Source organism: Trichlorobacter sp. (genome assembly GCF_034008105.1).
Classification (GTDB): domain Bacteria; phylum Desulfobacterota; class Desulfuromonadia; order Geobacterales; family Pseudopelobacteraceae; genus Trichlorobacter.
Map to the genome: position 1 here is coordinate 150,737 of NZ_JAVEPN010000001.1, position 26,526 is coordinate 177,262.

Sequence of the window (26,526 nt, forward strand, 5' to 3'; positions counted from 1 at the left end):
TGCTTAGCAGCCCCCATGTCAGGCCTAAAGGACCTACTACAACCTATGGCCAGTCTTTTGCTACCCTACTTCCCTCTGCCGATCCATCTCTCGGGCGCTGCCCGGGCAGCCCTGCAGCTCGACCAGACTTTGGCTCCGCTCCTGGCGCGCCGCTATCCACCCATCGTTGCCTGTCGGCGGCTGGCCAACTGCCTGCAGCTGTCAGGACAAGAGCCGGCGTCAGAGGTTACTGCCGCACAATTGCACCTGTACGGGACCTTGCTGGATGTGTATCGCTATCTGATTGCAGCGTGTGCCGAGCTTGGCGACGTGGGGCGGCTGGTGACGGCCCTCCAGCGTGGCGGGGCCGAGTTGGGCCAACCAACGGTAACCGCTGCCCTGGAAGGGTTTGAATCTGGTTTTCCGCCGCTTGCAGCAGTGAGCGGCTATCCGCAGGCACTGCAGGTTGAGCTGGTGCTGCGCGAGATGCTGCTGGTGCGCCTGGCAACCGAAAACCGTGCCCTTGATCCGTTCCGTCAGCTGTTCGACGATCACCAGCTGGCACAGTCTGTCCCTGCCTATTCCCAGGTTGCGGGCGCTCTAGCAGGTGCGTTAACTGTAGGGCCGCCAGTACCGGGGCTTGATGTGCCACTGATGGAGGCCTTGCGCGCGCCACTTAAGGCCGCACCGGATTCGCTGGCCGGCCAGCTGGGCTATATTCGTGAGACCTGGGGCGAGCTGCTGCCCCGTGACCTGTTCGAGGGGGTCTTGACCTCCTTCGACATTCTTGAGGAGGAACAGGCTGCCCGTGGTATGGGCGGGCCTGGTCCCAGCCGAGTGCTGGAATTCGTCGCCGGTGCTGGCGGCGGTTGGGAGCGAGACCGGCGGCAGACCTTGGAGGCCGGGCATCTGGCAGGTTATGACCAGCCGGAATATGAGGCCTTCTCGCCCGATGCCGACTGGATGTCCACCGTGGTGCTGATGGCCAAGATGACCCATGTCTGGCTCGATCAGCTCTCGCGTTGGCATGGTTATCCGATCACCCGACTTGACCAGGTGCCGGACAGCGAGCTGGATCAGCTGGCTGCCCGTGGCTTTACCGGGCTGTGGCTGATCGGGTTGTGGGAGCGCTCAGCTGCCTCGCGCCGGATCAAGGAATTGTGCGGCAACCCCGAGGCCCATGCCTCGGCCTACTCGTTGTACGACTACACAATTGCCGAGGACCTGGGCGGTGAGGCCGCCTTCCACAACCTGAAACAGCGGGCCTGGCAGCGGGGGATTCGGCTCGCCAGCGACATGGTGCCCAACCATACCGGCATCTATTCCCGTTGGGTGGTTGAACATCCGGACTGGTTCATCCAGAGCGAGTACCCGCCGTTTCCCGGTTATCGTTTCAATGGCGAGGATCTCTCCCGCGACCCGTCAGTCACCATCCAGATCGAAGATGGCTATTGGAGCAAGGACGACGCCGCCGTTGCCTTCCGAATGATCGATCGCCGCGATGGCCGCACCCGCTACATCTACCACGGCAATGACGGTACCAGCATCCCCTGGAACGACACCGCCCAGCTGAACTACCTGATTCCCGAGGTACGCGAGGCGGTGATGCAGACCATTCTGCATGTGGCCCGCCTGACGCCGATCATCCGTTTTGACGCCGCCATGACCCTGGCAAAAAAACACTACCAGCGCCTGTGGTTCCCCCAGCGGGGACTGGGGGGCGGGATTCCGTCACGGGCCGAGCACGCCATGAGCCGTGACGAGTTTGATGCCGTGTTTCCGCTGGAATTCTGGCGTGAGGTGGTGGACCGGGTTGGTCGTGAGGTGCCGGATACTCTGCTGCTGGCCGAGGCGTTCTGGATGATGGAAGGCTATTTTGTGCGGACCCTGGGGATGCACCGGGTCTATAACTCGGCCTTCATGAACATGCTCAAGGAAGAGGAAAACGCCAAGTACCGCCAGACCATCAAGAACGTGCTGGAATTTAATCCTGAGATACTCAAGCGGTTTGTCAACTTCATGAACAACCCGGACGAAAAGACCGCTGTGGAGCAGTTCGGCTCCCAGGGCAAATATTTCGGCGCCTGTGTGCTGCTGGCCACCATGCCGGGGCTGCCGATGTTCGGCCATGGTCAGTTGGAGGGCTTTAAGGAAAAATATGGCATGGAGTACCGCCGCGCCTACTGGGATGAGCAGGTTGACCAGGGGCTGCTGGAAGGACACCGGCTGTGGATCTTTCCGCTGCTGAAAAAGCGTTGGCTGTTTTCCGGTTCCGGACAGTTCTGCCTGTATGATTTTTGCGATAACGATGGCAGCGTGGATGAACATGTCTTTGCCTACAGCAACCAGGCCGGCGCTGAACGGGCACTGGTGGTGTACAACAATCGCCATGGCCAGACAGCCGGTTGGATACGTCGGGCCACTGCGCAGACGCAGCAGCATATCGGGTTGGGAGACGCGCTTGGGCTTGATAGCGGACCGGGGCGCTTGGTTTCGTTCCGTGATCTGGCCAGCGGCCTCGAGTACCTGCGGAGTACGGCGGAGATCCATCAACAGGGCCTCTACGTTGAGCTCGGCCCCTACGAATTCCATATCTTTTGGGAGTATCAGCAACAGCAGGATAGCCAGGAGGCTGGCTGGGGCGCGCTCTGCCAGGAGTTGGCCGGGCGAGGTGTGCCATCACTGTCAGAAGAACTGGTGCAGCTACGACATCGGCCGCTTTTGGATGCCTGTCGTGCGGTGTGCGACCAGGTAGCCGCAATCACCCCGGGCGCATTTATGTCTGCCGAGCCTGCACTGGTGCAATCACTGTTGCAGTATCAGGCGGTTATTTCGCTTGAAAGCACTGAGCTGCCCGACGTGCCACTGCTGGTTGAGCAGCTGCAGGCAGCCTGGCAACCTGCTGTTGTTCGTAAAACCGTGCAATTGATGCGGCGCGCAGGGGTGTCGCGCGAGCTGGTGCCGAGCGGTGTCCTGGAACGCCGGGCCTTTCTGGCAGCACTGCTGCTGGGGCATGTGGCAGCACCCTTGGGGGACGAGCCGCTGACGGCCTACGGCCTGCACCGGCCGGTGGCCGCTTTTGTGGCCGGCTCAGCCGACCATGAGCGTGGCTGGGGACAGTATCAGGCTGCCCGCTGTGGGGTGGTTGCGGCGGCCTGGACGGTCTGGAACGACCCGGTTTGGCAGGATACGGGTGAACAGCTGGCAGCCCTGCTGGAGCTGCCGCAGGTCGCCCGTTTTCTGCTGGTGCATGACGATACTGGTGTTGCCTGGTTTAACAAGGAGCGTTTTGAAGACCTGGTGAGCTGGTTGGCGGTGCGGTCGTGGTTCGACCAGGCCAGAGGAGTCAGCGCAACCGTTGTCCCGGCCGTTGATCTGGCCCTGCTGGCAGCTGGAGCTGGCTACCGTGTGAGGCGACTGATCAGGCTGGCAGCTGAAGCGGATGGCTGTATGGCTGAAGAGCAAGGGCGATGCGGGGATTGCTGACCACACTGGTCTTGGTGCTGGGCATGCTGGTGCTGGCACCGCTGGCAACGGCAGACGATGGACGGTCAACTGCGCCGGCCCAGCAGCGAAGCTACAGAGAATACCTCTTCGGCAGTCAGCAGTTGGGCTGGGCCGATCTCGACTGGGAACTCGATCTCTATTACACCAATCTGTCACTCAATATCCCGCTGGCCGGCACACCGATACAGGATCTCTCCGGTATGGGGGAACCCGAGATCTACAGCCGACTGTTGGTTAACTCACTCGTGCCCCGTTTTTTGCTGCTGGAGGCGGCTGTCATGCCGCTGCCGCTGACCGGGGTGGCACTGCAGGAGTACGCATCCGGTTTTTACCGTTCTGGTGATATTGGCGGTAACCAGAACGTGATCCAGTGGATTACGGCCGGTTTCGAGGAACCCTACGCCGTTTCCCTGTTTGTGGGCGATATGGTCCGTTTCAGCAAACAGGGTGAGGAGCGGCTTTCATCCAACAAGGGGTACATGGGCTATCTGTGCAGTTACTCCAACCAGCACATCAGAAACAATGTCCTGATACCTGACGATTCGTTGGAGGTTGAGTGGAAGCTGAAGGGGGAGCGGAGTTTCAGGGATGAAAAGCTGGCCTGGAGCTTTCGGCTGGGGGCCAAAATGCACGACCACCCCGATATCGCCGATACCTTCTACCTTGGCTTTCGCCGGAGCGACCTTGATTTTACCGTCAATCCGATCGCATTCCTGAAAAACAGCGCCTTTGAGGTACGTTGGGACATCAGCACCAAGACGGGGGCGTTGCTGCGCCAGGAATATGTGTTGGGTAAAAAGTTTCCGATTAAATCCTGGGGAGTGGCCTTCAAGCTGGATGCCGGTATGATCTGGGAAGCACCTGATCGATATAGTGGCTCGCTTAGGGATCGCGATGCCAGCAACGTAACCGTGGTGTTGCGCCCGAACATCATTTTTTGATGGTGCTGCTAGTCGGCTTGCGTCGTAACGCTGCGCCCGGATTTGCGCTCAAGCTTGTCGCTGTACATCAGTTTGTCCGCCTCTTTCATGGTGTCCGGTAACTGCCCGGCCTGTCTGGCTGTGGCCATGCCCAGTGACAAGAAACGGGCGGACGCCCCAAATTTTCGCTCAGCAGTGCCGTTTTCCCTGATTCGCAACATGGCAGCCTGTGCCGCATCGTGATCGGTATGGGGCAGCAGGACGGCAAATTCATCGCCACCGATGCGCGCCACGACGTCAGCGGCCCGGAAGGCTGACAACAATACCTCGGCTGCCTCCTTGATCAACTGATCGCCGGCGGCGTGTCCTTGCGAGTCGTTGACCGCTTTCAGGCCGTCGATGTCGGCAACCACAATGCTGACCGGAAAATCGCGGCTGTTGTCGAGCCGCTGCAACTCGGCGTCGAAATAGGCCCGATTGTAGAGTCCGGTGAGCGGGTCGTGGGTACCCAGATAGTGCAGGCTTTCTTCGTACTGCTTGCGGGCGGTGATGTCCTGGGAAACCTTGAGAAAGCCGGTCACAGCACCGTTATTGTCCCGTAGGGGGCAGATTTTGACCGTTTCCCAGAAGATGGAGCCGTCTTTGTGCTTATTGGCCAACTCTCCCTGCCATTCCCGTCCAGCAATAATTGATTGCCACAGCTCGGCATACATCTCAGGTGGATTCATGCCTGATTTGAGCAGACGTGGGTTGCGGCCCAACGCCTCTTCGGCTGTGTAGCCGCAGAGGCGGGTGAACATGGCATTGACATACTCGATGGAACCGTTCAGGGAGGTGATCATCACCGGTGCCGGCGCCTGTTCAACAGCCTGAGACAAGCGGTGGATGCGTTCTTCCTGCTGCTGAATCTTGCGTTTGAGCAGGATGTAACTGCTGCAGGTTTCAATGGCGCTGGTCAGCCGCGCAAAATCAACCGGCTTTTGGACGTACTGATTGATGCCGAGGGCTATGCACTCCAGCAGATAGTCGGTGTCACTGTAGGCGGTCAGCATGATCAGCTGGCTGTCATGATCGAGCTGACGGATCTCGCGGCACATTTCAAGGCCATTCATCAGCGGCATCATGATGTCAGTCAGCACGATATCGGGGCGTTTTTCACGGTAGAGGGCCAGCCCTTCGCGACCGTTCTCTGCCACGTGCAGTTCTGTCACAACACGCTGCAGGATGCGGGAAACCTGTTCGCGGGTGACCTTTTCGTCCTCAACGTAGAGCAGTGATATGTCGTAATGCTCGATTGCGGCTGATTTCATAGGGACCTGGTGCCTGGAGTCTGATTGCCGTTCCTTTGCTGTGTGGTAGTGTACCCTAAGATTGTAAAAGTGCAAGGAGCACATCAACATGCAACCGATAGCACTCACGCGCTGTACAACATACGATCTGCAAGAGTTGCGTCAGCAGTTGACACAGCTTCTGGCTCCCCTGGGCGGCATGGCCGCCTTTGTAAAGGCCGGACAGCGGGTGCTGCTCAAGCCAAACCTGCTATCGGCAAAGCCGCCAGAGGCGGCGGTCACCACCCATCCGGCATTGGTGCGTGTGGTGGCTGAACTGGTACAGCAGGCCGGTGGAGAGGTGTTGATCGGTGATAGCCCGGGGATCGGGACGCTGGAACGAGTGGCCGAGAAAAGCGGCATTGCGGCGGTTGCCAGAGAGTTGGGCGTCCAGCTGATTGCATTTAAGGAAACACAACACGTGAGCGGCAGCGGTGTCTTTCGTCAGTTTGAGCTGTCGCGGGAGTATCTGGCAGCCGATGTCGTCATTAATCTGCCCAAACTGAAGACCCACGAGATGATGACCCTGACCTGCGGGGTGAAGAACCTGTACGGTACGGTGGTGGGTAGCGCAAAGGCGGGCTTACATCTGACAGCGGGCCGTTCCAAGGAGCTTTTCGCCGGTCTGCTACTGGAGATTGCCCAAGCGCGGCCGGTGGCCCTGACCATCGTTGACGGCATCTGTGCGATGGAGGGGGACGGACCCAGTAGCGGCACGCCGCGCCAACTGGGCTGGCTATTAGCTGGTGCAAATCTGGTGGCGGTTGATCTGGTGGTCGGGCGCCTGGCCGGCATACCGGCCGAGCTGCTGCCGGTTGAGCAGGAGGCCCGTCGGCGCAAACTGCCCGGTGCGCATTGGGAAGAGATTGAATTGCTGGGGGAGCCGCTCGAGACGGCTGAACCGCCATTCAGGCTGCCAGGGGGGCTGGATGTCCAGTTCGGTCTGCCCGGGTTTGTCAAAGACCTGCTGCGCAATCAGTTAACCCCGCTGCCGGCGGCCGATCAGCAGCTATGTGTGTTGTGCGGTGTCTGTCGCGATGCCTGCCCACCCCGTGCGATCAGCATAACGAAAAACGCCCTGAAGGTTGATTCAGGGCGTTGCATTCGGTGCTGGTGTTGCCGCGAACTTTGTCCCCACCAGGCGTTGGTGGTCAGGCGCAGTCTGCTATTACGTTTGCTGAGAGGCCGTGCGCAGAAGGACTAGGCCTCCTCCTCGTCACCCAACGGGATCTCGCGGTAAGCCCGATCTTCCTCAAAACGACGGGTCTGGGCCTGCAGGCGCTCCAGGTCAGACTTGCATTTGACGCAGTGACGGGTGAACGGCATCGCCTTCAGCCGCCCCAAGGGGATCTCCTCGTCACACTCTTCACAGATGCCGTATTCGCCTTCCTTCATCCGCAGCAGTGCATCGTCGATGTTATGCACCTTTTGGCGTTCCCGGTCGCTCAAGATCAGTTCCAGCTCACGGTCACGCTCCGAAGAGGCCTGATCGTAGATGTCGCCGGTAGTCTCTTCGCCCACCTTGGCCTCGGAACCACTCTTGATCGAGCGTGAGATTTCACGCAGTGTGGCTTCCTTCAGCTGCAGCAGTTGCTGGCGGATTTCATCCCACTTGTGAGGCTTGGCCGGCGTAGACTTCTCAACCGCAGGTGCCGGCTGTTTTTTTGCTGCGGCCTTGGGGGCGGGTGTGGCCGACTTGGCTGCAGTCTTCGGTGTCGCGGGTGTCGTGGGCTTTACAGGTGCCTTGGCGGAGACCTTTGCCGGTGTATCTGTGCTCTTGGTCGCAGCGCTTTTCTTCGCAGAGGCTGCGCTTTTGGCTGGGGCAGTCACCTTGGCCGCTGGGGCCGCTTTTTTTGTGGTTTTGGTTGCCATGACAGCTCCGAACTGATGTGGTCGTGTATGAAGGGGCCACCTTCTAGCAGATAATAGTGGGGCTGTCAAGAATAAAGGCCTGACGCCGGGTGTGGTTTGTGCAGGGGCAAGGGCTGGACGAAGAACGTGGAGATAAATCTTGTTTGAGCGCTTGAAATATAGAAATTTTATGTAATTATTAAAAATTTTGAAGGTTGAGAAGAATGAGGTGCGGTGGTGCGCGTTAAACGATTTGAATGGGCTGCGTTGTGTGTTGGCTTTGTTTTTATAGCAACATCAGTAACTGCCACCGATTGGTCGGCGGTTAAGCGTTTGGCTGACAACGACCTTGTTGCCGTGGCCGACCGCCTTGAGGTTGTGCGAGTTAGTGGTCAGTTGTCACATCTCGAATACTATGCCTCACAGGCAGAACCTTCAAATTCCCGATTGCAGCTGCCCGAACGGTCTTTGCCGATAATTGGGGCGAAACCCTATGGGTCACTTAAAGCCCTGGGAGGAGGGCGATTTCAAAAAGGCAAAGGTGCCGGTGGTCTGATATTGCAGCTTGCGTCCAGGGCTGATGTAGTAAATCTTCTCCCGTATCATGAGCTAACCTTACACGGCACCTGGCAGGGGGATTGGCAGCTATCTGTTGCCGATGACCGGCTTGCGCAGCGGCAGGACAATCACGTGTTGAGGCCTTTGACCCGCAGTGCAGGCAGTCAACGTTTCAGTCTGCAGCAGTTGCCCGTCTCGTTTGATCGTGCACGGTGTCGTTATTTCGTTTTACGTCTGAAAAGTGCTGCCGGCAGTCTTGAGCTGCAGGGGATTACCCTGCAGCGTTCACTTGTTTCTGCTCAGCGGGCCGGGCGCGCTGCCTGGCTGTGGGATGTACGACAGGTGATCGGTCATGAAGCGGTTGTTCTGGAAAAGCTGCAGCGACATGCAATCACCCGTCTCTATCTTCAGGTTGACGATTACCTGCCGCGTTATGCGCCATTTCTGAGACTAGCGCGAGCTGCCGGTGTTGCCGTTTATGCTTTGGATGGCGCGCCGGATGGACATATGCAAAGTTCTTCGATGCTTAAACGGATAGCCTCTGTAGCTGCCTTCAACCGAGAACATCCGCATCTTGCGTTCAGCGGTTTTCAGTTGGATGTTGAACCATATTTGCAAAAAGACTTTTCTCTTAATAAGGCTCGACATATTGCCGCCTATCTTGCCCTGTTTGACGAGGCTAGGCGGCAGGCAGGGCCAGGTTTGCCCCTGTCGGCAGCAATTCCGTTCTGGTTTGCCCAGGTAGCTACAGCTGGACGTGACTTGGCACAGGAAGTCTTGCAGCGCGTCGATGAGGTGGTGGTCATGGCCTACCGCCGTGACTATGACGAGGTGGTTCAGATCAGTACGCCGATTCTTGCCGCCGCTGAATGGGTCGATAAGCCGGTCTGGCTCGGAATCGAACTCACGCCGTTGGCAGACGAAGAGCATCTCGTATTGCGAGCGGCTGCTGAGGGCGAGAAGAGTGATCTAGAACTTGCTGGACGCCGTTGGCGCGTTATTAACAGTTATCAGGTGAAGGGCGATACGCTCTCTCTGGCCGGTGCACCCGAATTATTGTCTGCATTGCTTAGGCAGCGACCTCCGTTCACCTCGTTTAACGGCTGGGTGCTGCACAGTCTAGAAGTGTTGGAACGTACTCAATGAGATCTTATTTTCTAACAGCTTGTCTTGGCGCCATGTTGATAGTCTGCGTAGCGAGCCATGCTGCTGAGGTTCCGCTTGACTATGAGCAAGCGATTGCACAGGTGCGACAACTTAGTGGCGAGGGGCGGTATGCAGAAGCAGAAATGGTCTTGCGGCAGTTGGAGCAACACTACCCGAATAACCCAGAAGTAGCTGCATTTATTGGGCGGCTGGCGGCGTGGCAGAAACAGTATGACGCGGCTTTTGTTTATCTGCGATGTTCATTGGCTCAGCGTCACGATCATGAGCTTTCTCGTCTGTTGGAGCGGGTGGAAACGTTCATGCAGCTTGAACAAGCAACATCGTGGGAACGTGCGGGCGAAACTTCACGTGCATTAGTTGTACTTGAGCAGCTCTGCTGCCAGGGGCGGGAGCCGTACGAGAGTTGTCGGCGTCTTGGATTACTGCAGCTTAAATCAGGCGAGGCAGATGCAGCCTACCGGACCTTCAGCAGGCTACGCAGCCAGTATGCCGACGACAGTGATCTGGTGTTAATGTCGATTCGGTCGCTTGGTGCAAGCGGCAGGCAGGCCGATGCACTGGAGCAACTTCGCAAACTGCCGGCGGACTGGCAGCGGCGTTCAGACTCGGTTGCACTGCGTGACGAGCTAGTGCTGGCGATGGAACGGATGAGACGCCAAAAGCAGCAGCAAGAACTTGAGCAGCTGCTTTTGGCAGGTGATCTAAACGGTGCTCGCAGCTTTTTCGAATCTCTGGCCCAACAGGAGCAGGTTGATTTGGAGCTCGCTGAACCTGCTTTGCCTTATCGACTGCGGCAGCATAATGTTCGCCTGGGAATGCTGTTTGCGGATGATTCACGGGGTATGCCCCTGGAAAAGCAGCTCGATCTTGCCTTAACCTATCGAATGCCAGGTTTGACCACGGTGCTGCAGGGAGGTTGGGTCTCGCGGTATGGTGAACACGACGCGCAGCTCGGTGGAGAGCTCTACATCAACTTGAGTGAGGACCGGCGCAGGACGTTGATGGTGGCAGGTTTTTTTGCTCCTAGTGCGTCTTTTTTGCCGCATTATGCACTTAAAGCAGAGTTGGGCCAGGCTGTTGGCAGCTGGGAGTTAGCCTTGGGAGGAACCCGGCTTGCCTTTGCCGATGAAGCTGTACACCTTGTTACCCCTCGCCTTAGCTGGTATTTGCCGAATGGTTGGTCCCTTGCCGAGCAGCTGCATGTCGTTGTCGAAAATGGCACCGTTTCATCCCATACCAGTGTGATGTGGCAGCCGACATACCGTGTAAGTTCAAAGCTGGGTGTAACAATCGGTGAAACCGGTGAGCGGTTGGGGGATGCCCGTGACCTTGAGCGTTTTTTTACTATTGGGGGTCGCGTTGAGTCAGAGTATCGCGTTACCCCGCTAGTAAGCATGGGGGCTGAATTGTTTTATGAAAACCGTGAACATTTGTATGAAAAAACAGGCGGCGGTCTGTTCATCAGGCGATGGTGGTAGCTGTGAACGAATATGTCTATCAGCTTTTTGTGCAGATGCATGGCCGACAGTTCCTGCTGGCAATCACCTATTTTTTAGGGGGGGCGATTGTCATACTCTGGATGATCATGGTTGTTCACAAATTTTTACTGGAGCGTCAGGAGCAGCGACAGCTTCAGTGCAAAAGCCGGTATCTTGCGGATTGTCTCAGCTGTCTTGGCGATGTCACATGTGATTTTTCTCTGCCCAGTAAGTCCTGGGAATGGAAGGTGTTGGCAGATGTCTTGATCTATCTTGAGGAAGGAACGCTCGCGGAGCGACGCATGTCGCTGCAGCAATTGTCCCGCCGCTTGAAGGTTTCGGAACATTTGGTGCCGCAATTGCAGTCCCGTTTTTGGAGGCCGCGTTTGGAGAGCGTTGAAAGATTAGGACTGTTGCGGCTACCGGAAAATCTCCCTGTTTTGCGAGCCCACCTCTTGAGAGAGCAGGATCTGCATGTGGTGACAAAACTGCTCTGGTCGATCAGCCTCGTAGGAGAACCTAGCGATCTGAAGTTGATTATGTCGCATCTGGGGAGGCAACCGGTCATCTCCTCAAAATTCAACGAACATCTTTTTCAAAACCTGCTGGAAAGCTTGCTGATGCAAAATCTCAGCAGTGAAGCGGCGTTGCTTTGTGAACAGATGCTGTGTAGTGAGCTGGTACCCGCCATTTTCAAACGGGACTTGATTGAGGCATGTGGTGGATGCCGTTTTCTGTTGGCTTCACCGGCGATTGTCAATTATTTCCAGTATGCACAGCATGATCCAGGCTGTGTTATCAGCTGTTTACGCGCTCTTGGCGAAATGGGGGGCGATCCGGATGGCAGGCTGATCCTGCCGGCGCTGGGACACGCTGATTGGCGTGTCCGCGCCGTGGCGGCCCGGGCGGCTGTGTCTGTTTCAGGCGCATATCGTCGACTCTTTGAGCTGCTGGGGGACGCCAGCTATCAGGTGCGAATGAACGCCGCATCGGCGCTTGTTGCCTTTGGTGCAGAAGGACGAGCACTGCTGGAAGAGTCGGGACTCGCAAGCCAGGATCGTTTCGTACGTGATATTTCTTTCTATATGCTCCGGGAGTATTGAGGTATGCTGGATACCTTTATACTCCTGCTTTTGATGTGGCAGCTGCTGACACTAGGTTTTTTTATTGCCATAAACAGCTATTACTCTTTTTTTACCCTATTAGCACTGATCACTATTCCGCGGCAACTGACCCTTGCGAGCCATCATCATATTAATAACCTGGTGGTCGGTTCCTACTATCGGCCGATCTCTATTATCGTGCCAGCCTACAACGAGGAACTTTCGATCATCACCTCGATTTCCTTGCTGTTGGGACTCAAATATCCTGAGTACGAACTGGTGGTGGTGAATGATGGCTCAAACGACAGGACTCTGCAGCGTTTAATTGAAGCTTTTCGACTGGTGCCAGTGCCACGACCGTTTCAGGCCCGCTTGGAACACGAGCCGGTAGTGCACGAATATGTTTCGCTGATGAGCGACCAGCTTCGGGTGATTGACAAGCGTAATGGTGGTAAATCCGATGCCTTGAATGCAGGCTTGAATGCCTCGCGCTATCCGCTCTTCTGCTGTGTAGATGCTGATTCAATCCTTGAGCCAAACGCCCTGATGCGTGCCGCCAAAATGTTTGTGCAGGACCGTCGTGTGGTTGCCACCGGAGGTGTGGTAAGGATTCTTAACGGCTGTAATTTGACCAATGGCAAGGTGACGGATGTTCATGCGCCGGGCAAGTGGGTAGAACGGTTTCAGGCCATCGAATACTTGCGCGGTTTTTTGGTGGGGCGCAGCTCGTGGAGTGCCCTGAATGGGCTGTTGATTATTTCTGGCGCCTTCGGGGTCTTTCGCAAGGATGTGGTGATGGCTATCAACGGTTATCGCAAAACCGTCGGTGAAGATATGGATCTGGTGGTGCGGTTACATCGTTATTGTTGTGACCAGAAGATGCCGTACCGGGTCTGTTTTCTTCCTGATGCGGTCTGCTGGACTCAAGCACCGGCGGACTGGCATTCGTTGTTGGTGCAGCGTAATCGTTGGCACCGGGGGTTGGTGGAAACCCTTCTGTACAACCGGAGCATGATGGGAAATCCTCGTTATGGTCTGGTCGGCCTGGTGGCGTTGCCCTACTTCCTTCTCTTTGAGGCTTTTGGTCCGGCCATAGAGTTTGTCGGCTACGCGGGTTTCGTGCTGTTTTTTTACTTTGAGCTGGTTAACTGTGAATTTGCTCTGCTCTTTCTGTCGCTTGCAGTGTTGTGGGGCGCATGGCTCAACCTGGGGGGGCTGCTGCTCGATAATGTTGTCTTTCGGCGCTATGCCCGGGTCAAGGATTTGATGATACTGTCAGTGGCGGGATTGTTTGAGTTTGCCGGCTACCGGCAGCTTATCGCTGTGGAACGGTTGATCGCAACGGTTACATTTTGGCGTTCAAGCTGGGGTAAGCCTAAACGGCACGAGATGAATAATGAAAATCGTAAAGCGGCCTATTAAAAAAACAGCTTACGTGCTGCCCCGTTTGTTTTTGACAGGCGTCGCGCTGTTTGGCATGGTGGCGGTCATCCTGTGCAGTCTGTCACCAAAGCTGCAACTGCTTGGGGTGTGCCATGATCTAACCCGGGCGCCGGTACAACAACTAAGTCCGGCTGTTGCGCTTGGCCCCTACCCACATCGTCAAGAACTGCAGGTCCTCAAACTGCGAGGGGTGGTTGCCGTGATCAGCCTGCTGGACGATACTCTGCCGCCAGAGCGGATGTTGCAGGCGTTGGAGGAAAAGAACGCAGCTCCGTTTGGACTCAAGCTGTACAAGGTGCCGATGAGCTCACTGCATTTGCATGACGTTAGCAACCAGAAGCAGGTAAGTGCCGTAATGCAGATCCTGAGACGCAATCCAGATAAACGTTTTTATATCCACTGCTACGGTGGCCGCAGGCGGGTCGGGCTCGTGCGGCAGGCGATGATTAATCAGAGATAGCGCCGCACTGGTGCTAGCAGAGCAGAACCACTGGTCGAGTTGCAACGCTCTACCCCTCCACCATCTCGGCGATCAGGTCGTAGTCTGATGAATCGGTGATCCGGCAGGCGACGATGTCGCCGACGTTGGCCTGGCCGGAGGTGATGTAGACCTGGCCATCGATGTCCGGCGCCTGGTGTGACGTGCGACCTTTCAGCAACAGCTCGGTCTCCTCGCTGTAACCCTCGACAATCACCTGTTCCACCTGCCCCACATGGGCCCGATTACGACGGAAAGAAAGCCGGGCTTGTACCTTCATCAGCTTGCGGTAGCGCTCCTTTTTTACCCGTTCTGAGACCTGATCCGGCATCTCGGCGGCCGGGGTGCCATCCTCCTTCGAGTAGCAGAACACACCCAGCCGGTCGAACCTGGCCTGCTCCACGAAGCGGGTCAGCTCCATGAAGTCGTCCACGGTCTCGCCGGGGAAGCCGACGATCAGCGAGGTGCGCAGGGCGATCTCGGGAATTTCAGAGCGCAGGCGTTCCACCAGGGTGCGGATTTGCTCGGAGGTGGAGCGGCGGTTCATCCGGGCCAGGACGCCGTCGCTGATATGCTGGATCGGGATGTCCAGGTATTTGCACAACTTAGGCTCGGTTTTGAGCAGTTCAATCAACTGCTCATCGATGCCATCCGGGTAGGCGTACAGCAGACGAATCCACTTCAGGTCCTCGATCTTTGCCAGGCTGCGGATCAGGTCTGAAAGGCTGGTGTCATCGGTCAGGTCGCTGCCATAGCGGGTAATATCCTGGGAGACCAGGATGATTTCGCGCACGCCGCCGGCAACGAGGCGTTTGGCTTCACTCACCAGCGCCTCCAGAGGGCGGGAGCGGTAACCGCCGCGAATGGAGGGGATCACGCAGTAGGTGCAGCAGTTGGAGCAACCTTCGCCGATCTTCAGGTAGGCGTACCAGCCTGGCGACGAGTTGAGTCGCGGCAGGGTCTCGTCGTAGATATAGTTGGGGTCGCCGACGTATTTGAGCTGTCCCTCCTGGGCCTGGTGTTCGGCCAGGATCTCGGCCACCCGCGGGTAGTCGCCGGTGCCGATGAAGATGTCCACCTCGGGCAGCTCCTTGGCCAGCTCTTCCTGATAACGCTGGGGCATGCAGCCGGCCACAATCAGGGTATGGCAGGAACCTTCATGTTTGCGGTCCGCCAGGTCAAGGATGGCGTCCACGCTTTCCTCACGGGCCTCCTTGATGAAGGCGCAGGTGTTGACGATGATCACGTCGGCCTGGTGCTCGTCGGTGGTGATCTCATAGCCCTGCTTGGCCAAAACACCCAACATCACCTCGGCATCCACCAGGTTTTTGGGGCAGCCCAGGCTGACCATGCTTACTTTTTGCTTTGCGTCGGCCACCCTGGCCTCCTAATCCCTGAAGTTGGTGAACTGCATCTCTACACCCAGATCCTTGCCCTTGAGCAATTGGATGGTTTCCTGCAGGTCGTCGCGGTTTTTGCCGGTTACCCTGACTTGGTCATCCTGAATCTGGGCCTGCACCTTGAGCTTGCTCTCCTTGATCACGGCAATCAGTTCTTTGCCCTTTTCCTTGGAGATACCCTGCTGGACGGTGATGATTTGGCGCAGCATGCCGCCGGAGGCTGCTTCAGCCTTGCCGTACTGCAGTGCCTTGATCGAGATGTTGCGCTTGAGAAACTTTGACTGCAGTACGTCGATCACCGCTTTGAGCTTGTAATCATCGTCGGCCAGTACCTTGATACTGTCCTTCTCCTGGCTGATCTCGCTCTTGGACCCCTTGAAGTCGTAACGTTGGCCGATCTCTTTGATGGCCTGGTGGACGGCGTTGTCGACCTCCTGCATGTCTACCTTGGATACGATGTCAAACGACGGCATCTGCGTTCCTCCTACGGTTTGATGATCTCGACGCCTTGCGGCACTTTGAAGGTGAATCGGGCGGTTGAAAGGCCGCTGTTAACCTTGATGCGGCTGTAGTCGATGCGGGTCTGATTGCCGACACCATCCACCACCACCGAGGCTACAATCGGAAAGCTGTTGTTCAGGCTCTTCTCGGCCTGGTAGCGACTGACGGCAGTGCCGTCAATGGTCAGGCGCAGCTTGGCCAGGGTCGGGGTCGGCCTTTTGGGGGTCAGTTCCAGTTGGTAATTGCCCCGCTTGTCCTGTGGCTGCTTGGCCAGGCTGGCGGTAAAGTCTTTGGCCACGTTACCCAGGCCGGTCAGGTAGGCCAGGGCAATGCCGTTGCCGCCCGCGAACATCCCCTCCAGGGAACTGACCAGCACCTGTCGGTTCTCCGGTTGGTAGAACCAGACCTGCTTGCCGTTGGAGACAATCACCTGTTGCGGTACGGCATAATCAAAGCGGAACTGGGCGGCCGCACCATGTGGGCGGCGCAGGGCCAGGGTGCCATGACCCTTCTGGGGTTTGGGAAAGCCGGCCAGGGTGGTGGTCTGGGAAAAACTGGCCTGCAGATCCCGCAAGTCGGCATAGCCTGCCTCGAGGGTGGCCACCACCTCGGTCAGGGTGGCTTGGGCGGCCAGGGCAGGGCTGGTCAGGCAGCAGAGGGAGAGCAGAATAGCAAGCAGTCGTCCCATGGATGGTACCCCTTACGCTTTCAGTTTCTTGAGTAGCAGATCATTGACCACTGCCGGGTTGGCCTTGCCCTTCATGGCCTTCATCACTTGGCCCACAAAGAAGCCAAAGACCTTGTCCTTGCCGCTGCGGAACTCCTCAACTTGGCACTGGTTGGCAGCCAGGATCTGATCAATGGCCGCCTCGATGGCGCCGCTGTCGGAGACCTGGGCCATGCCCTGCTCTTCAACGATGGCGGCCGGTTCCTTGTCGCTCTGCCACATCAGTTCGAAGACCTTTTTTGCGATGTTATTGGAGACGGTCCCCTTGTCGATCAGGTGCAGCAGATCAGCCAGGCGGCGGGGCGCCACCGGGCAGCTGTCGATCGTCAGGCCATTGTCGTTCAAGGCGCGGGTTACCTCGCCCATCACCCAGTTGGCGGCAGCCTTGGGATTGTGGGCAAAGGCGGCGGTCTCTTCAAAATAGTTCGCCAGTGAGCGGGCGGCGGTCAATACCTCGGCATCGTACTCCGACAGGCCGAACTGGGTGATGAAACGCTGCCGCTTGATGGCCGGCAGTTCCGGCAGCTCCTTTTCGGTGCGCTCCACCCAGTCGGCGGAGATCACCAGCGGCACCAGGTCGGGATCGGGAAAATAACGGTAGTCGTGGGCCTCTTCCTTGCCCCGCATCGAACGGGTGCTGCCGGAGTTGGGATCGAACAGGCGGGTCTCCTGCACTACCCTGCCGCCGTCCTCGATCAGGTCGATCTGACGGTTGATCTCGTACTCGATGGCGGCCTTGACGAACTTGAAGGAGTTGACGTTCTTGATCTCGGCCCGGGTGCCGAAGGTGGCGGAACCGACCGGCATCACCGAGACGTTGGCGTCGCAGCGAAACGACCCCTCCTCCATGTTGCCGTCACAGATGCCGAGGTAGGTCACGATCTGATGCAGCTGCTTCAGGTAGGCCACCGCCTCGTCAGCGGAGCGGAAATCCGGCTCGGAGACCACCTCAAGCAGTGGTGTGCCGGCCCGGTTCAGGTCGACCCCGGAGCCGCTGCCCAGCCCATGCACCAGTTTGCCGGCATCCTCTTCCATATGGATACGGGTGATGCCGATCCGTTTGGGGGCTTGGCCCTCCAGTTGTATCTCCAGCCAGCCCTTTTCGCAGATCGGCTGCTCGAACTGGCTGATCTGGTAGCCCTTGGGCAGGTCGGGGTAGAAATAGTTTTTGCGGGCAAAGATGCTGCGGTGGGCGATGGAGCAGTTGGTGGCCAGGCCGGCCATGATGGCTGCTTCAACCACCTGTCGGTTCAGTACCGGCAGGGCGCCGGGCAGTCCCAGGCAAACCGGGCAGGTGTTCTGGTTCGGCTCGGCGCCGAATCGGGTGGAGCAGCCGCAGAAGATCTTGCTCTGGGTGTTGAGTTGGACGTGGACCTCAAGGCCGATAACGGGTTGGAATCTCATAGTGCTGCCTTCTGTCTGTGCCAGTCGGTGGTTTGTTCGAAGCTGTAGGCCGCCCGCAGGATCGTCTCTTCGCCAAAGGGGCGACCGATCAGTTGCAGGCCGATCGGCAGGCCGTTTGAGGCCGGCCGGGCCGGTAGCGAGATGCCGCAGATGCCGGCCAGGTTGACCGGGATGGTAAAGATGTCGGACAGGTACATCTGCAACGGGTCGGCGGTCTTTTCGCCGATCCTGAAGGCTGGGGTGGGGGTTACCGGTGTCAGCAGAACATCGACCTGCTTGAAGGCCTCGCTGAAGTCACGCTGAATCAGGGTGCGCACCTTCTGTGCCTTCAGGTAGTAGGCGTCGTAGTAGCCGGAGGAGAGGGCGTAAGTGCCCAGCATGATGCGGCGCTTAACCTCGGCACCGAACCCTTCGGCCCGCGATTGCATCATCATCTCGATCAGTCCCTGGCTGTCCTTGGCGCGATGGCCGAAGCGGACCCCTTCGTAGCGGGCCAGGTTTGAGCTGGCCTCGGCGGTGGCGATCAGGTAGTAGCAGGCCACGGCATAGCTGGTGTGGGGCAAGGAGATCTCGCGGAACTCGGCCCCCTGTGACTTCAGGTGGGCGATGGCGTTGTCCATGGATGCCTGCACGTCCGGATCGAGCCCTTCGATAAAATATTCTTTGGGCAGGCCGATGGTGAGGCCCTTGACGTCGTTTGTAAGGCTGGCGCGGTAATCCGGTACCGGCTGGTCGATGCTGGTGGAGTCCTTGGGGTCGTGACCGGCGATGGTCTGCAACAGCAGGGCCGCATCGGTCACGTCGTGGGTAACCGGACCGACCTGGTCCAGGGACGAGGCGTAGGCGATCACGCCATAGCGGGACACCCGGCCGTAGGTCGGTTTGAGGCCGACGCAGCCACAGTGGGCGGCTGGCTGACGGATCGAGCCGCCGGTGTCGGTGCCCAGGGTGGCGATGGCCTGCTGGGCTGCAACGGCCGCGGCCGAGCCACCAGAGGAACCGCCGGGGATGCGGTCGGTGTCCCAGGGGTTGCGGGTGGGGCCAAAGGCGCTGTTTTCGCTGGATGAGCCCATGGCAAACTCGTCCTGGTTCAGTTTGCCGAGCAATACGGCTCCTTGACTCTTCAGGCGGGCCCAGGCGGTGGCGTCGTAGGGGGCGATGAAGTTTTCCAGTATCCGGGAGGCGCAGGTGGTGCGCACCCCTTCGGTCAGGAAGATGTCCTTCAGGGCCAGGGGAATGCCGGTCAGCAGCTGGCAATCGCCGTTGGCAATCCGTTGGTCGGCGGCTTCGGCAGCTGCCAGGGCCTGGTCGGCAGCCACGGTGATGAAGGCATTGATCCGGCTATCAGTTGCCTCGATCCGTGTCAACAGCGCCTTGGTCGCTTCCACAGAGGAAACCGTGCGGTTCTTGAGCTGTTGGTGCAGTTGATGGATGGTCAGGGTATGCAGTTCCATGGTGCGCGTCCTGTTCTATTCGATCACCGGGGGGACCTGGAAAAAGGTCTCAACCCGGTCGGGTGCGTTGTGCAGTGCCTTGTCGATGCCTATGGAGGCTTGCACGACATCGGGGCGGAAGGCGTTCTCCATCGGCACGGCGTGGGCGGTGGGCAGAATGCCGTCGGTGTTCAATTCGTTTAGGGTCTCCACATAGCTCAAGATGGCGGACATCTGGCTGGCAAAGAGTTCCTGCTCGCTGTCGCTCAGCGTCAGGCGGGCCAGGCGGGCGACATGTTCAATCTCGGCGCGGGTGATGCTCATAGTGGTCTGGTTGTCCTCTTCCGGGGCTCTATCCTGCCCCAATTCAGGTCAGCAAGCTATTCTCTCTAGCATAAAAGGGCGATTACTGGCAACTCTGTTCAGGGTAGCCAGAGTATTTTTTGCTTGACACCCCAGGGGAGGCTGTCGTAATGTGCACCTCTTCGTACAACCAATTCGGCCCAAAAGTCATGGGTCGGTGTGAGGATCGCAATGAAAACCGAAGTTGCAAAAAAAGAGCAAGTTACCCATCAGTGGTTCGTGGTGGATGCGGAAAATGTCGTGCTGGGTCGCCTGGCCACCCAGATTGCCAATGTGTTGCGCGGCAAGCATAAGCCGATCTTTACCCCCAGTGTCGATACCGGTGACTTTGTGATCGTGCTGAATGCCGACAAGATTGCCCTGACCGGCAACAAGCTGGCCGGTAAGGTGTACTACCGGCATACCGGTTTCCCTGGCGGCCTGAAAGAGGCCACTGCCGGTGAGATGCTGGCCAAGAAGCCGGAAGAGGTGATCCGCAAGGCGGTCAAGGGTATGTTGCCCAAGAACAAGCTGGCCCGCCACATGCTGAAGAAGCTCAAGGTCTATACCGGCTCCGCTCACCCCCATGAGGCTCAGCAGCCCAAGGCGCTGACCCTGTAATCAACGGTTTAACGTTTACGTTTTCGAGGAGATAGTATCATGGCAGCTGTCAGTTTTTACGGTACCGGCAAGCGGAAGAGCTCCATTGCCCGTGTGTGGCTCAAGCCCGGCGCAGGCCGGATTGTGGTCAACAACAAAACCCTGGATGAGTACTTCGGTCGCGAGACCTCCAAGATGGTGGTGCGTCAGCCGCTGGAACTGACCGAAAACGTCGGCAAGTTCGACATCTTCGTCAACGTCTGTGGCGGTGGTGACTCCGGCCAGGCCGGTGCCATCAAGCACGGCATCACCAAGGCGCTGCTGGAAGCCGATCCCGAGCTGCGGGCCAACCTGAAGAAGGCAGGCTTCATCACTCGTGATTCGCGCGTCAAGGAGCGTAAGAAGTACGGTCGCCGAGCAGCCCGCGCCCGCTTCCAGTTCTCCAAGCGTTAATTTTTCGCCGGTAGAACGACATCAAGCACGGTTGAAAGGGAGGGCCCGCCAGGGCGTTCCCTTTCGCCATTTCTGGAGGCTCTATGATCACCGTCGCAATTGTTGGTGCAAGCGGTTACACCGGGCTTGAGCTTATCAGGCTGCTGGACCGGCACCCGGAGGTTACGATCACCAGTGTTACCTCGGAGCAGAGTGCCGGCAGGCCGATCTCGGACCTGTTTCCGACCTTGCGGGGGCGCTGCGATCTGTTGCTTGAACCGCTTGATCCGGCAACCATCGCCGCCAAAGCTGAGCTGATCTTTACAGCCCTGCCGCACCAGGCCGCCATGGCAGTGGTGCCGGCCTTTCTGGAGGCCGGTCGGAAGGTAATCGATCTGTCGGCCGACTATCGGCTGCATGATCCAGCCGTGTATGGCGCCTGGTACGAAGCTCATAAGAATCCTGAATTGTTGCAGGCTGCCGTGTACGGCCTGCCCGAGCTGCGGCGTGAAACGATCAGGCCTGCCTGCCTGGTGGCCAACCCCGGCTGTTACCCCACCAGCATCATCCTGGGTCTAAAACCACTGCTGGACGCCGGTCTGATCGATCCGGCCACCATCATCGCCGATTCCGGATCAGGTGTCAGTGGCGCCGGACGGGCGGCCAAGGTGGATTCGCTGTACTGCGAGGTCAACGAGGGCTTCAAGGCCTACGGCGTGGGCGGCCTGCACCGGCATACGCCTGAGATCGAGCAGGAGCTGTCTGAGCTGGCCGGGCAACCGGTGACCATAACCTTTACCCCGCATCTGGTGCCGATGGACCGCGGTATCCTGTCCACCATCTACGCTACGCCCACACGGGCGGTCACCACTGATGAGCTGGTGGCCCTGTATGCTGCTGCTTATCGGGACGAGCCGTTCGTACGGCCCTTGTCCAAGGGACAGTTGCCCTGCACCGCCTTCGTGCGGGGCTCCAATTTCTGCGACATCGGTGTAACTGTTGACAGCAGAACCAACCGGGTGATTGTGGTCTCAGCCATTGACAACCTGGTCAAGGGAGCCTCCGGTCAGGCGGTCCAGAACATGAACCTGCTCTGTGGTTTTCCGGAGACACAGGGCCTGGAAGGGCTGGCCCTTTACCCTTGAGCCACCATCTCCCCACAACCCTTGAAGAAGCCCGTCGCCGCGGCTGGGATACGTTGGACATCATTCTGGTCAGCGGCGATGCCTATATCGACCACCCGGCCTTTGGCGTGCCGCTATTGGGCCGCTGGCTGGAGGTCCACGGCTTTCGGGTCGGGATCATCCCTCAGCCGGATTGGCGTTCCAAGGAAGCGTTCATGGCCTTGGGGCGGCCGCGTCTGTTTTTCGGTGTCTCTGCCGGGGCCATGGATTCGATGGTGGCCCACTATACTCCGCAAAAAAAACTGCGTCACGACGATGCCTATACGCCAGGCAATCGCCACGGTGGCCGCCCTAATCGGGCCAGCATCATCTATACCTCGCGCCTGAAAGAGGCCTACAAGGATGTGCCGGTAGTGCTGGGTGGTATTGAGACCTCGCTGCGGCGCCTGGCGCACTATGATTTCTGGGAAGACAAGCTGCGACGTTCGATCCTGCTGGATGCCAAGGCCGATCTGCTAATCTACGGCATGGGGGAACGGTCGCTGCTGGAGCTGGCCAAACGCTTGCAGAGCGGTGAATCGTTTAGCGACATCCGTGATCTGCGGGGAAGCTGCTTTGTCGGCCGTGAGGTATGCGAAGACTGCCTGTCGCTTCCGTCGTGGGAGCAGCTGGCAGCAGACAAGGCAACCTTTGCCGATGCTCACCGGCTTATGGAGCAGGAACAGAACCCCTACTGTGGCCAGCAGCTGGTGCAGGCATGCGGTGATCGTCAGGTGGTCTGTAACCCGCCGTCCCTGCCGCTCAGCCCGAAGGAGCTGGATGCCCTCTATGCCCTGCCCTTCAGTCGGGAACCCCATCCCCGTTACAAAGAACAGATTCCCGCCTTTGAGCAGATCAAGTGTTCCATTACCACCCACCGCGGCTGCTTTGGCGGCTGCTCCTTCTGCGCCATCACCATGCACCAGGGCAAGGTTATCCAGTCTCGCAGCGCAACATCGGTGCAGCAGGAGGTGGTGCGGCTGGTTGCCAAAGGTTGGTTCAAGGGGCAGATCAGCGATCTGGGCGGGCCGACAGCCAACATGTACGGGCTTGTCTGCAAGGCGCCGGACAGAGGCCATAATTGTCGTCGTCCCAGTTGTATCTACCCTGCTATCTGCCCGAACCTACAGTGCAGCGACGCACCGGCAGTAGGCATGCTGCGGAAGATACGCAGCATGCCGGGTGTGCGCCAAGTCGTGGTTTCCTCAGGAATCCGCTATGATCTGCTGGAGCGGCAGCCTGACTACTTCAGGGAGTTGGTGGCGCACCATGTGGGCGGCTTGTTGAAGGTGGCGCCGGAACATCTGGCGCTCAAGGTGACCGCACTGATGCGCAAGCCCGATGCTGCGGTGTTTGAGCGTTTTCTGGCCAGGTTCCGCGACGAAAGTAGCAAGGTGGGAAAGCGCCAGGGTGTGGTGCCGTACCTGATGGCAGGGCATCCCGGCTGCACGGTCGACACGATGGTCGAGCTGGCATTGGCGTTACGGCGTTTACGGCTGCAGGTTGAGCAGGTGCAGGAATTTACGCCGACACCAGGTACTGCAGCCAGTTGTATGTACTATACCGGAATTGATCCGGCAAACGGCAAGGCGGTCTATGTGCCGCGGGGGGACCGGGAGCGGAGAATTCAAAAAGGGCTGCTGTTGTTGCATCTGCCGGAAGAACAAGCACGGGTTCGCAAGGGACTGCAGGAGATGGGGCGGTCTGATCTGCTGGATCGGCTGGATCTTTCGCACACGCCTGGTGGGACAGTGAGGCAGCAACACAGAAAGTACCAGCATAAAAGAACGCCCCGCTGATTACTCAGCGGGGCGTGTGTGGTCTGCGGCCAACAAAGGACTACTTTGTCTTGAGGACGTTGGCTGCCTGCAGGCCTTTGGGGCCCTGTACGATGTCGAAGCTAACGGTCTCACCCTCAGCCAGAGATTTGAAGCCTTCGCTCTGGATAGCGGAGAAGTGTACGAATACGTCTTCGCCACCCTCCTGCTCGATGAAGCCGAACCCCTTGGTGTCATTGAACCACTTGACCTTGCCTTGAGCCATCTTTACTTCCTCCTTCGTGGGTTACCGGTCGTGCCGGATACTGTCGATGCCTAAGTTTCCGGAACCGGTGCAGGAGATTCGCCAAGGCAGGCTACATCCAGCGGGTGCTACGTGAGAGTGCTGCATACACGTCCGAAACTTATTGCTGCGTCCCTGTAGCATAGCCGTTTTCCACTGTCAAGCACTATTGATGCACAGCTTACTGCATTTTAACTTCGTTGCTTTTGGTCTGCAGCTTGTTGACCAGCGTAGGGTAGCCGTTGGCCGAGATGATCTTGTTGAACTGGGTGCGGTAGTTGGATACCAGGCTGACCCCTTCAATCACCACATCGTAGACCATCCATTTGCCACCGGACTCCTTCAGCAGACGGTAGTCAACGGTAAACTCATCCTGTTTCTGATTGATGATCTTGGATTTGACCTCAGCATAGTCGCCGTCGATCAGCTCTTTGGTGTAGACCACCTTTTCGTTGTTATAGGATTCGATCTTGCTGGCGTAGGAATTCTCCAGCAACGAGGCGAACAGGTCAACAAACTGCTTGCGTTCGGCAGGGGTGCGCTGGTTCCAATGTTTGCCCAGCGAACGCTTGGCCATTTCTTCGTGGTTAAAGATGGTGCTGAGCGACTTTTTGATGGCGCTGCGCCGCTTTTGCTCACTGGATGCCTTCTTCATCTCCTTGTCGGAGACGATCCTGATGATCTCGTCAACGGTCTGTTGGACGTTGGCAGTTATGCTGGCTGTAGCGGTGCCCGCCAGTAGCAGGCAGGCGAGGGTGATTACAAAAAGACGTTTGAGCATGGTTTCGGTACCTCCAGAAAGGCCTGGTTAGTAGGACGCAGCCGGCTGTTCGCCGATAGCGTATTCAAGGTTGGCCTTGGCTAGTTTGTAGTTGTAAATTGCCTGATAGTGGTCAGCCTTCATCTTGCCGTAGACTTCGACTGCCTCAAAGACATCCTTGGGATTGCCGATACCGAAATCGAAGTTGGCCAAGGCGGCTGCCCCCCATTTTTTGGCACTGGTAAAGGCGTCTTTGGTGATGGTAACCACCTTTTCGGCTTCCTTCATCTCCAGCCAGGCCTTGCGGATCTGCAGTGGAATAAATGTCTCGGCATAGCTGTTGGTACTTTGCAGGCGGTTCAGCTGCGCCTGCTCGGCCGCAACCTTGGCGCCGATAATGCCGAAGTCGAGGTGCCACTTCATCCCTAAGGCCAGACCACCGTAGGCGTGCTGAAAACGGTCTGAAATGTAGGGGTTGTCGATCCGGTCGCGCTTGTCGGCATAGGCCCACGAGAGTACGCCGGCCAGAAAGAGGTCAGGATAGTAGTTGGCCTTTGCGGCATCCACCAGGGCAGTACGGGCGGCCAGGCCTTCTTTTAGCTGCTTGAATTCGGGACGTTGCAGCCGGGCCCGTTCGATGAAGGTTTCGATGTCGGCGTCCGGATCGTTGTCCATGGTGAGACGCTCAGTGGCGACATCGATCTCGACGTTGGCACCCAACCCCATGCGGGCCTTGAGCGCTGCCAGGGCCAGCCGCTCACCCTTGAGTGCTTCCTCCATGAATTTGTTGACCGCTCCGGCATAGGCGTCGATCTTGTAGAGATCCATCTCGTCGCCGGAGGGGACCTCGTGTTCGATCAGTTCGCGGACCTTCTTCTTGCCGGCTGTCATGTAGTCCTGCAGTTCCGACAGGACGCCTTTCATCTCGCGGGCCAACAGAACACCGTAGTAGTACTTCTTGACCTCAAGCGCTACTTCATGGGCCTTTTGTTGTTTTTTCGCCTTGTCGACCTCGATGCCGTGGGCTGCGGCCTTCATGTTCTCGCTGATCTTGCCAAAGGTCCAGAGTGGTTGGGTGATCAAGAGATCAGCGCTGGTAAACCAGGTCAGGTCCTGCATACTAAAAGAGGCATCCGTATTGACGACCGGCGAGATATCCTCGCGCTTGGCGCCGGGGGCCGGGCCAAACAGGGCCATCACATCGACCTGCGGATAGCGGTATGATTTTGCTTCCTGCTGCTTGGAGAGCGTCAACTCAAGGTCGGCCTGGGCCTCACCGATCTCGGGGGCTGTCTTGAGTGCGGTGCGAATGCATTCGTCCAGTTCGAGTACCAGCAACGTCTTGGAAGGGCTGCCAGCGGACGAGAGAGAGGCGGTGGCCAGGCATAGTGACAGTGCAAATGTAGCCGTTTTCAGATACCGTTTCATCTGCTGCTCCTAGTCAACGTTGCCGTGGATAAATTTGCTGACCAGCTCTTCAATGTCGATGGCTGATTCTGTCTCGCGGATCTTGCTGCCGTCCTTCAGCAGCCGATCAGAACCACCGGGCTTAAGCATGATGAACTTGTCGCCAATAATACCACTGGTTCGCACCGAGGCGATCACGTCGTCAGGAATGCTGACACCATCTTTTATCTTGAGCGTGACCTCCGCCCGGTCGTTCGACTCCTTGGCCAGGGCGATCCGCTCAACGGCCCCCACCTCCACACCGGCCACCTCGATCCGTGCCCCCTGCTTCAGGCCGGAGACCGAGTCGAATTGGGCTGCGACCCGGTAGTAGTTGCCGCCCATCAGCTCCATCTTGCCGAGCTTGATCGACAGATAGCCCAGGCAAAGGATGCCGATCAGCATAAAGATACCGACGGTGAGTTCTAGTTTTGTACTGTTCATG

General features: G+C 58.0%; 24 protein-coding genes. 12 read left to right on the forward strand and 12 right to left on the reverse strand.

The window, feature by feature from the left end; genetic code table 11:
- Positions 1 to 45: 45 nt before the first annotated feature.
- Together RBQ93_RS00710 and RBQ93_RS00715 are read left to right on the forward strand one after the other, a co-directional pair.
- Entirely contained in the window at positions 46 to 3,465 is a 3,420-nt protein-coding gene (locus RBQ93_RS00710; protein WP_320370077.1) for an alpha-amylase family glycosyl hydrolase, read from the forward strand.
- The gene (locus tag RBQ93_RS00715; protein WP_320370078.1) at positions 3,450 to 4,427 is read left to right on the forward strand and encodes a hypothetical protein; all 978 of its coding nucleotides are present in this window, start codon (positions 3,450 to 3,452) and stop codon (positions 4,425 to 4,427) included. Before RBQ93_RS00710 ends, RBQ93_RS00715 begins: the two co-directional genes overlap by 16 nt.
- A gap of 8 nt (positions 4,428 to 4,435) precedes the next feature.
- Here RBQ93_RS00715 and RBQ93_RS00720 read toward each other — a convergent pair whose 3' ends face one another.
- Positions 4,436 to 5,716: a diguanylate cyclase domain-containing protein gene (locus tag RBQ93_RS00720; RefSeq protein WP_320370079.1), complete on the reverse strand. Its 1,281-nt coding sequence runs from the start codon at positions 5,714 to 5,716 to the stop codon at positions 4,436 to 4,438.
- An 88-nt stretch (positions 5,717 to 5,804) separates the two neighbouring features.
- Here RBQ93_RS00720 and RBQ93_RS00725 point away from each other — a divergent pair, with 88 nt between their 5' ends.
- Positions 5,805 to 6,938: a DUF362 domain-containing protein gene (locus tag RBQ93_RS00725; protein WP_320370080.1), complete on the forward strand. Its 1,134-nt coding sequence runs from the start codon at positions 5,805 to 5,807 to the stop codon at positions 6,936 to 6,938.
- Here RBQ93_RS00725 and RBQ93_RS00730 read toward each other — a convergent pair.
- Positions 6,935 to 7,606, reverse strand: coding sequence for a TraR/DksA family transcriptional regulator (locus RBQ93_RS00730; protein WP_320370081.1), 672 nt, complete (start codon positions 7,604 to 7,606; stop codon positions 6,935 to 6,937). The two genes, RBQ93_RS00725 and RBQ93_RS00730, sit on opposite strands and share 4 nt — an antisense overlap.
- A gap of 216 nt (positions 7,607 to 7,822) precedes the next feature.
- Between RBQ93_RS00730 and RBQ93_RS00735 the strand changes: the two genes are divergently transcribed.
- From RBQ93_RS00735 to RBQ93_RS00755, 5 genes are read left to right on the forward strand one after another with little or no spacing between them, the layout of a single operon-like run.
- Entirely contained in the window at positions 7,823 to 9,289 is a 1,467-nt protein-coding gene (locus RBQ93_RS00735; RefSeq protein ID WP_320370082.1) for a hypothetical protein, read from the forward strand.
- Positions 9,286 to 10,788, forward strand: a complete 1,503-nt coding sequence (locus tag RBQ93_RS00740) for a YaiO family outer membrane beta-barrel protein (RefSeq protein ID WP_320370083.1) — start codon at positions 9,286 to 9,288, stop codon at positions 10,786 to 10,788. The genes RBQ93_RS00735 and RBQ93_RS00740 overlap by 4 nt, the downstream gene beginning before the upstream one ends.
- A 2-nt stretch (positions 10,789 to 10,790) precedes the next feature.
- On the forward strand, positions 10,791 to 11,891 hold the full coding sequence (locus RBQ93_RS00745) for a HEAT repeat domain-containing protein (RefSeq protein WP_320370084.1): 1,101 nt from the start codon (positions 10,791 to 10,793) through the stop codon (positions 11,889 to 11,891).
- A gap of 3 nt (positions 11,892 to 11,894) precedes the next feature.
- Complete coding sequence (locus RBQ93_RS00750; protein ID WP_320370085.1) at positions 11,895 to 13,313, forward strand: glycosyltransferase family 2 protein; 1,419 nt, start codon at positions 11,895 to 11,897, stop codon at positions 13,311 to 13,313.
- Entirely contained in the window at positions 13,288 to 13,794 is a 507-nt protein-coding gene (locus RBQ93_RS00755; RefSeq protein ID WP_320370086.1) for a hypothetical protein, read from the forward strand. Before RBQ93_RS00750 ends, RBQ93_RS00755 begins: the two co-directional genes overlap by 26 nt.
- Before the next feature lie 49 nt (positions 13,795 to 13,843).
- Here the strand turns inward: RBQ93_RS00755 and rimO are convergent, their stop codons facing one another.
- The 6 genes from rimO to gatC are packed head-to-tail and all read right to left on the reverse strand — an operon-like array spanning position 13,844 to position 19,601.
- Entirely contained in the window at positions 13,844 to 15,163 is a 1,320-nt protein-coding gene (gene rimO, locus RBQ93_RS00760) for a 30S ribosomal protein S12 methylthiotransferase RimO (protein ID WP_320370240.1), read from the reverse strand.
- 36 nt (positions 15,164 to 15,199) lie between these two features.
- Entirely contained in the window at positions 15,200 to 15,685 is a 486-nt protein-coding gene (locus tag RBQ93_RS00765) for a YajQ family cyclic di-GMP-binding protein (RefSeq protein ID WP_320370087.1), read from the reverse strand.
- A gap of 11 nt (positions 15,686 to 15,696) precedes the next feature.
- Positions 15,697 to 16,401, reverse strand: a complete 705-nt coding sequence (locus RBQ93_RS00770) for an outer membrane lipoprotein carrier protein LolA (RefSeq protein WP_320370088.1) — start codon at positions 16,399 to 16,401, stop codon at positions 15,697 to 15,699.
- Positions 16,402 to 16,413: 12 nt separating this feature from the next.
- The gene (gatB, locus tag RBQ93_RS00775; RefSeq protein ID WP_320370089.1) at positions 16,414 to 17,844 is read right to left on the reverse strand and encodes an Asp-tRNA(Asn)/Glu-tRNA(Gln) amidotransferase subunit GatB; all 1,431 of its coding nucleotides are present in this window, start codon (positions 17,842 to 17,844) and stop codon (positions 16,414 to 16,416) included.
- The gene (gatA, locus tag RBQ93_RS00780; RefSeq protein ID WP_320370090.1) at positions 17,841 to 19,298 is read right to left on the reverse strand and encodes an Asp-tRNA(Asn)/Glu-tRNA(Gln) amidotransferase subunit GatA; all 1,458 of its coding nucleotides are present in this window, start codon (positions 19,296 to 19,298) and stop codon (positions 17,841 to 17,843) included. The genes gatB and gatA overlap by 4 nt, the downstream gene beginning before the upstream one ends.
- Before the next feature lie 15 nt (positions 19,299 to 19,313).
- Positions 19,314 to 19,601, reverse strand: coding sequence for an Asp-tRNA(Asn)/Glu-tRNA(Gln) amidotransferase subunit GatC (gatC, locus tag RBQ93_RS00785; protein WP_320370241.1), 288 nt, complete (start codon positions 19,599 to 19,601; stop codon positions 19,314 to 19,316).
- A gap of 210 nt (positions 19,602 to 19,811) precedes the next feature.
- On the opposite strand from gatC, the gene rplM reads away from it, so the two are divergent.
- From rplM to RBQ93_RS00805, 4 genes are all read left to right on the forward strand, one after another.
- On the forward strand, positions 19,812 to 20,240 hold the full coding sequence (gene rplM, locus RBQ93_RS00790; protein ID WP_320370091.1) for a 50S ribosomal protein L13: 429 nt from the start codon (positions 19,812 to 19,814) through the stop codon (positions 20,238 to 20,240).
- Between the two features lie 39 nt (positions 20,241 to 20,279).
- Positions 20,280 to 20,672, forward strand: a complete 393-nt coding sequence (gene rpsI, locus RBQ93_RS00795) for a 30S ribosomal protein S9 (protein WP_320370092.1) — start codon at positions 20,280 to 20,282, stop codon at positions 20,670 to 20,672.
- 83 nt (positions 20,673 to 20,755) lie between these two features.
- Positions 20,756 to 21,796, forward strand: coding sequence for an N-acetyl-gamma-glutamyl-phosphate reductase (gene argC, locus RBQ93_RS00800; RefSeq protein ID WP_320370093.1), 1,041 nt, complete (start codon positions 20,756 to 20,758; stop codon positions 21,794 to 21,796).
- Positions 21,793 to 23,613 (forward strand): YgiQ family radical SAM protein, encoded by a 1,821-nt coding sequence (locus RBQ93_RS00805; protein WP_320370094.1) that lies wholly within the window; start codon positions 21,793 to 21,795, stop codon positions 23,611 to 23,613. The genes argC and RBQ93_RS00805 overlap by 4 nt, the downstream gene beginning before the upstream one ends.
- Before the next feature lie 40 nt (positions 23,614 to 23,653).
- On the opposite strand, the gene RBQ93_RS00810 is transcribed toward RBQ93_RS00805, so the two are convergent.
- From RBQ93_RS00810 to mlaD, 4 genes are all read right to left on the reverse strand, one after another.
- Complete coding sequence (locus RBQ93_RS00810; RefSeq protein ID WP_320370095.1) at positions 23,654 to 23,857, reverse strand: cold-shock protein; 204 nt, start codon at positions 23,855 to 23,857, stop codon at positions 23,654 to 23,656.
- 199 nt (positions 23,858 to 24,056) lie between these two features.
- Positions 24,057 to 24,656: an ABC transporter substrate-binding protein gene (locus RBQ93_RS00815; RefSeq protein WP_320370096.1), complete on the reverse strand. Its 600-nt coding sequence runs from the start codon at positions 24,654 to 24,656 to the stop codon at positions 24,057 to 24,059.
- Between the two features lie 27 nt (positions 24,657 to 24,683).
- Positions 24,684 to 26,063, reverse strand: coding sequence for a TolC family protein (locus RBQ93_RS00820; protein ID WP_320370097.1), 1,380 nt, complete (start codon positions 26,061 to 26,063; stop codon positions 24,684 to 24,686).
- Between the two features lie 9 nt (positions 26,064 to 26,072).
- Entirely contained in the window at positions 26,073 to 26,525 is a 453-nt protein-coding gene (gene mlaD, locus RBQ93_RS00825; RefSeq protein ID WP_320370098.1) for an outer membrane lipid asymmetry maintenance protein MlaD, read from the reverse strand.
- Between the last annotated feature and the right edge of the window lies 1 nt (position 26,526).

Bases quoted from the DNA above. Each gene is read 5' to 3' on its own strand.
- RBQ93_RS00710 (WP_320370077.1), top strand. From the start codon at position 46: ATGGCCAGTCTTTTGCTACCCTACTTCCCTCTGCCGATCCATCTCTCG.
- RBQ93_RS00715 (WP_320370078.1), top strand. From the start codon at position 3,450: ATGCGGGGATTGCTGACCACACTGGTCTTGGTGCTGGGCATGCTGGTG.
- RBQ93_RS00720 (WP_320370079.1), bottom strand. From the start codon at position 5,716: ATGAAATCAGCCGCAATCGAGCATTACGACATATCACTGCTCTACGTT.
- RBQ93_RS00725 (WP_320370080.1), top strand. From the start codon at position 5,805: ATGCAACCGATAGCACTCACGCGCTGTACAACATACGATCTGCAAGAG.
- RBQ93_RS00730 (WP_320370081.1), bottom strand. From the start codon at position 7,606: ATGGCAACCAAAACCACAAAAAAAGCGGCCCCAGCGGCCAAGGTGACT.
- RBQ93_RS00740 (WP_320370083.1), top strand. From the start codon at position 9,286: ATGAGATCTTATTTTCTAACAGCTTGTCTTGGCGCCATGTTGATAGTC.
- RBQ93_RS00750 (WP_320370085.1), top strand. From the start codon at position 11,895: ATGCTGGATACCTTTATACTCCTGCTTTTGATGTGGCAGCTGCTGACA.
- RBQ93_RS00755 (WP_320370086.1), top strand. From the start codon at position 13,288: ATGAAAATCGTAAAGCGGCCTATTAAAAAAACAGCTTACGTGCTGCCC.
- rimO (WP_320370240.1), bottom strand. From the start codon at position 15,163: ATGGTCAGCCTGGGCTGCCCCAAAAACCTGGTGGATGCCGAGGTGATG.
- RBQ93_RS00765 (WP_320370087.1), bottom strand. From the start codon at position 15,685: ATGCCGTCGTTTGACATCGTATCCAAGGTAGACATGCAGGAGGTCGAC.
- RBQ93_RS00770 (WP_320370088.1), bottom strand. From the start codon at position 16,401: ATGGGACGACTGCTTGCTATTCTGCTCTCCCTCTGCTGCCTGACCAGC.
- gatB (WP_320370089.1), bottom strand. From the start codon at position 17,844: ATGAGATTCCAACCCGTTATCGGCCTTGAGGTCCACGTCCAACTCAAC.
- gatA (WP_320370090.1), bottom strand. From the start codon at position 19,298: ATGGAACTGCATACCCTGACCATCCATCAACTGCACCAACAGCTCAAG.
- gatC (WP_320370241.1), bottom strand. From the start codon at position 19,601: ATGAGCATCACCCGCGCCGAGATTGAACATGTCGCCCGCCTGGCCCGC.
- rplM (WP_320370091.1), top strand. From the start codon at position 19,812: ATGAAAACCGAAGTTGCAAAAAAAGAGCAAGTTACCCATCAGTGGTTC.
- rpsI (WP_320370092.1), top strand. From the start codon at position 20,280: ATGGCAGCTGTCAGTTTTTACGGTACCGGCAAGCGGAAGAGCTCCATT.
- argC (WP_320370093.1), top strand. From the start codon at position 20,756: ATGATCACCGTCGCAATTGTTGGTGCAAGCGGTTACACCGGGCTTGAG.
- RBQ93_RS00810 (WP_320370095.1), bottom strand. From the start codon at position 23,857: ATGGCTCAAGGCAAGGTCAAGTGGTTCAATGACACCAAGGGGTTCGGC.
- RBQ93_RS00815 (WP_320370096.1), bottom strand. From the start codon at position 24,656: ATGCTCAAACGTCTTTTTGTAATCACCCTCGCCTGCCTGCTACTGGCG.
- RBQ93_RS00820 (WP_320370097.1), bottom strand. From the start codon at position 26,063: ATGAAACGGTATCTGAAAACGGCTACATTTGCACTGTCACTATGCCTG.
- mlaD (WP_320370098.1), bottom strand. From the start codon at position 26,525: ATGAACAGTACAAAACTAGAACTCACCGTCGGTATCTTTATGCTGATC.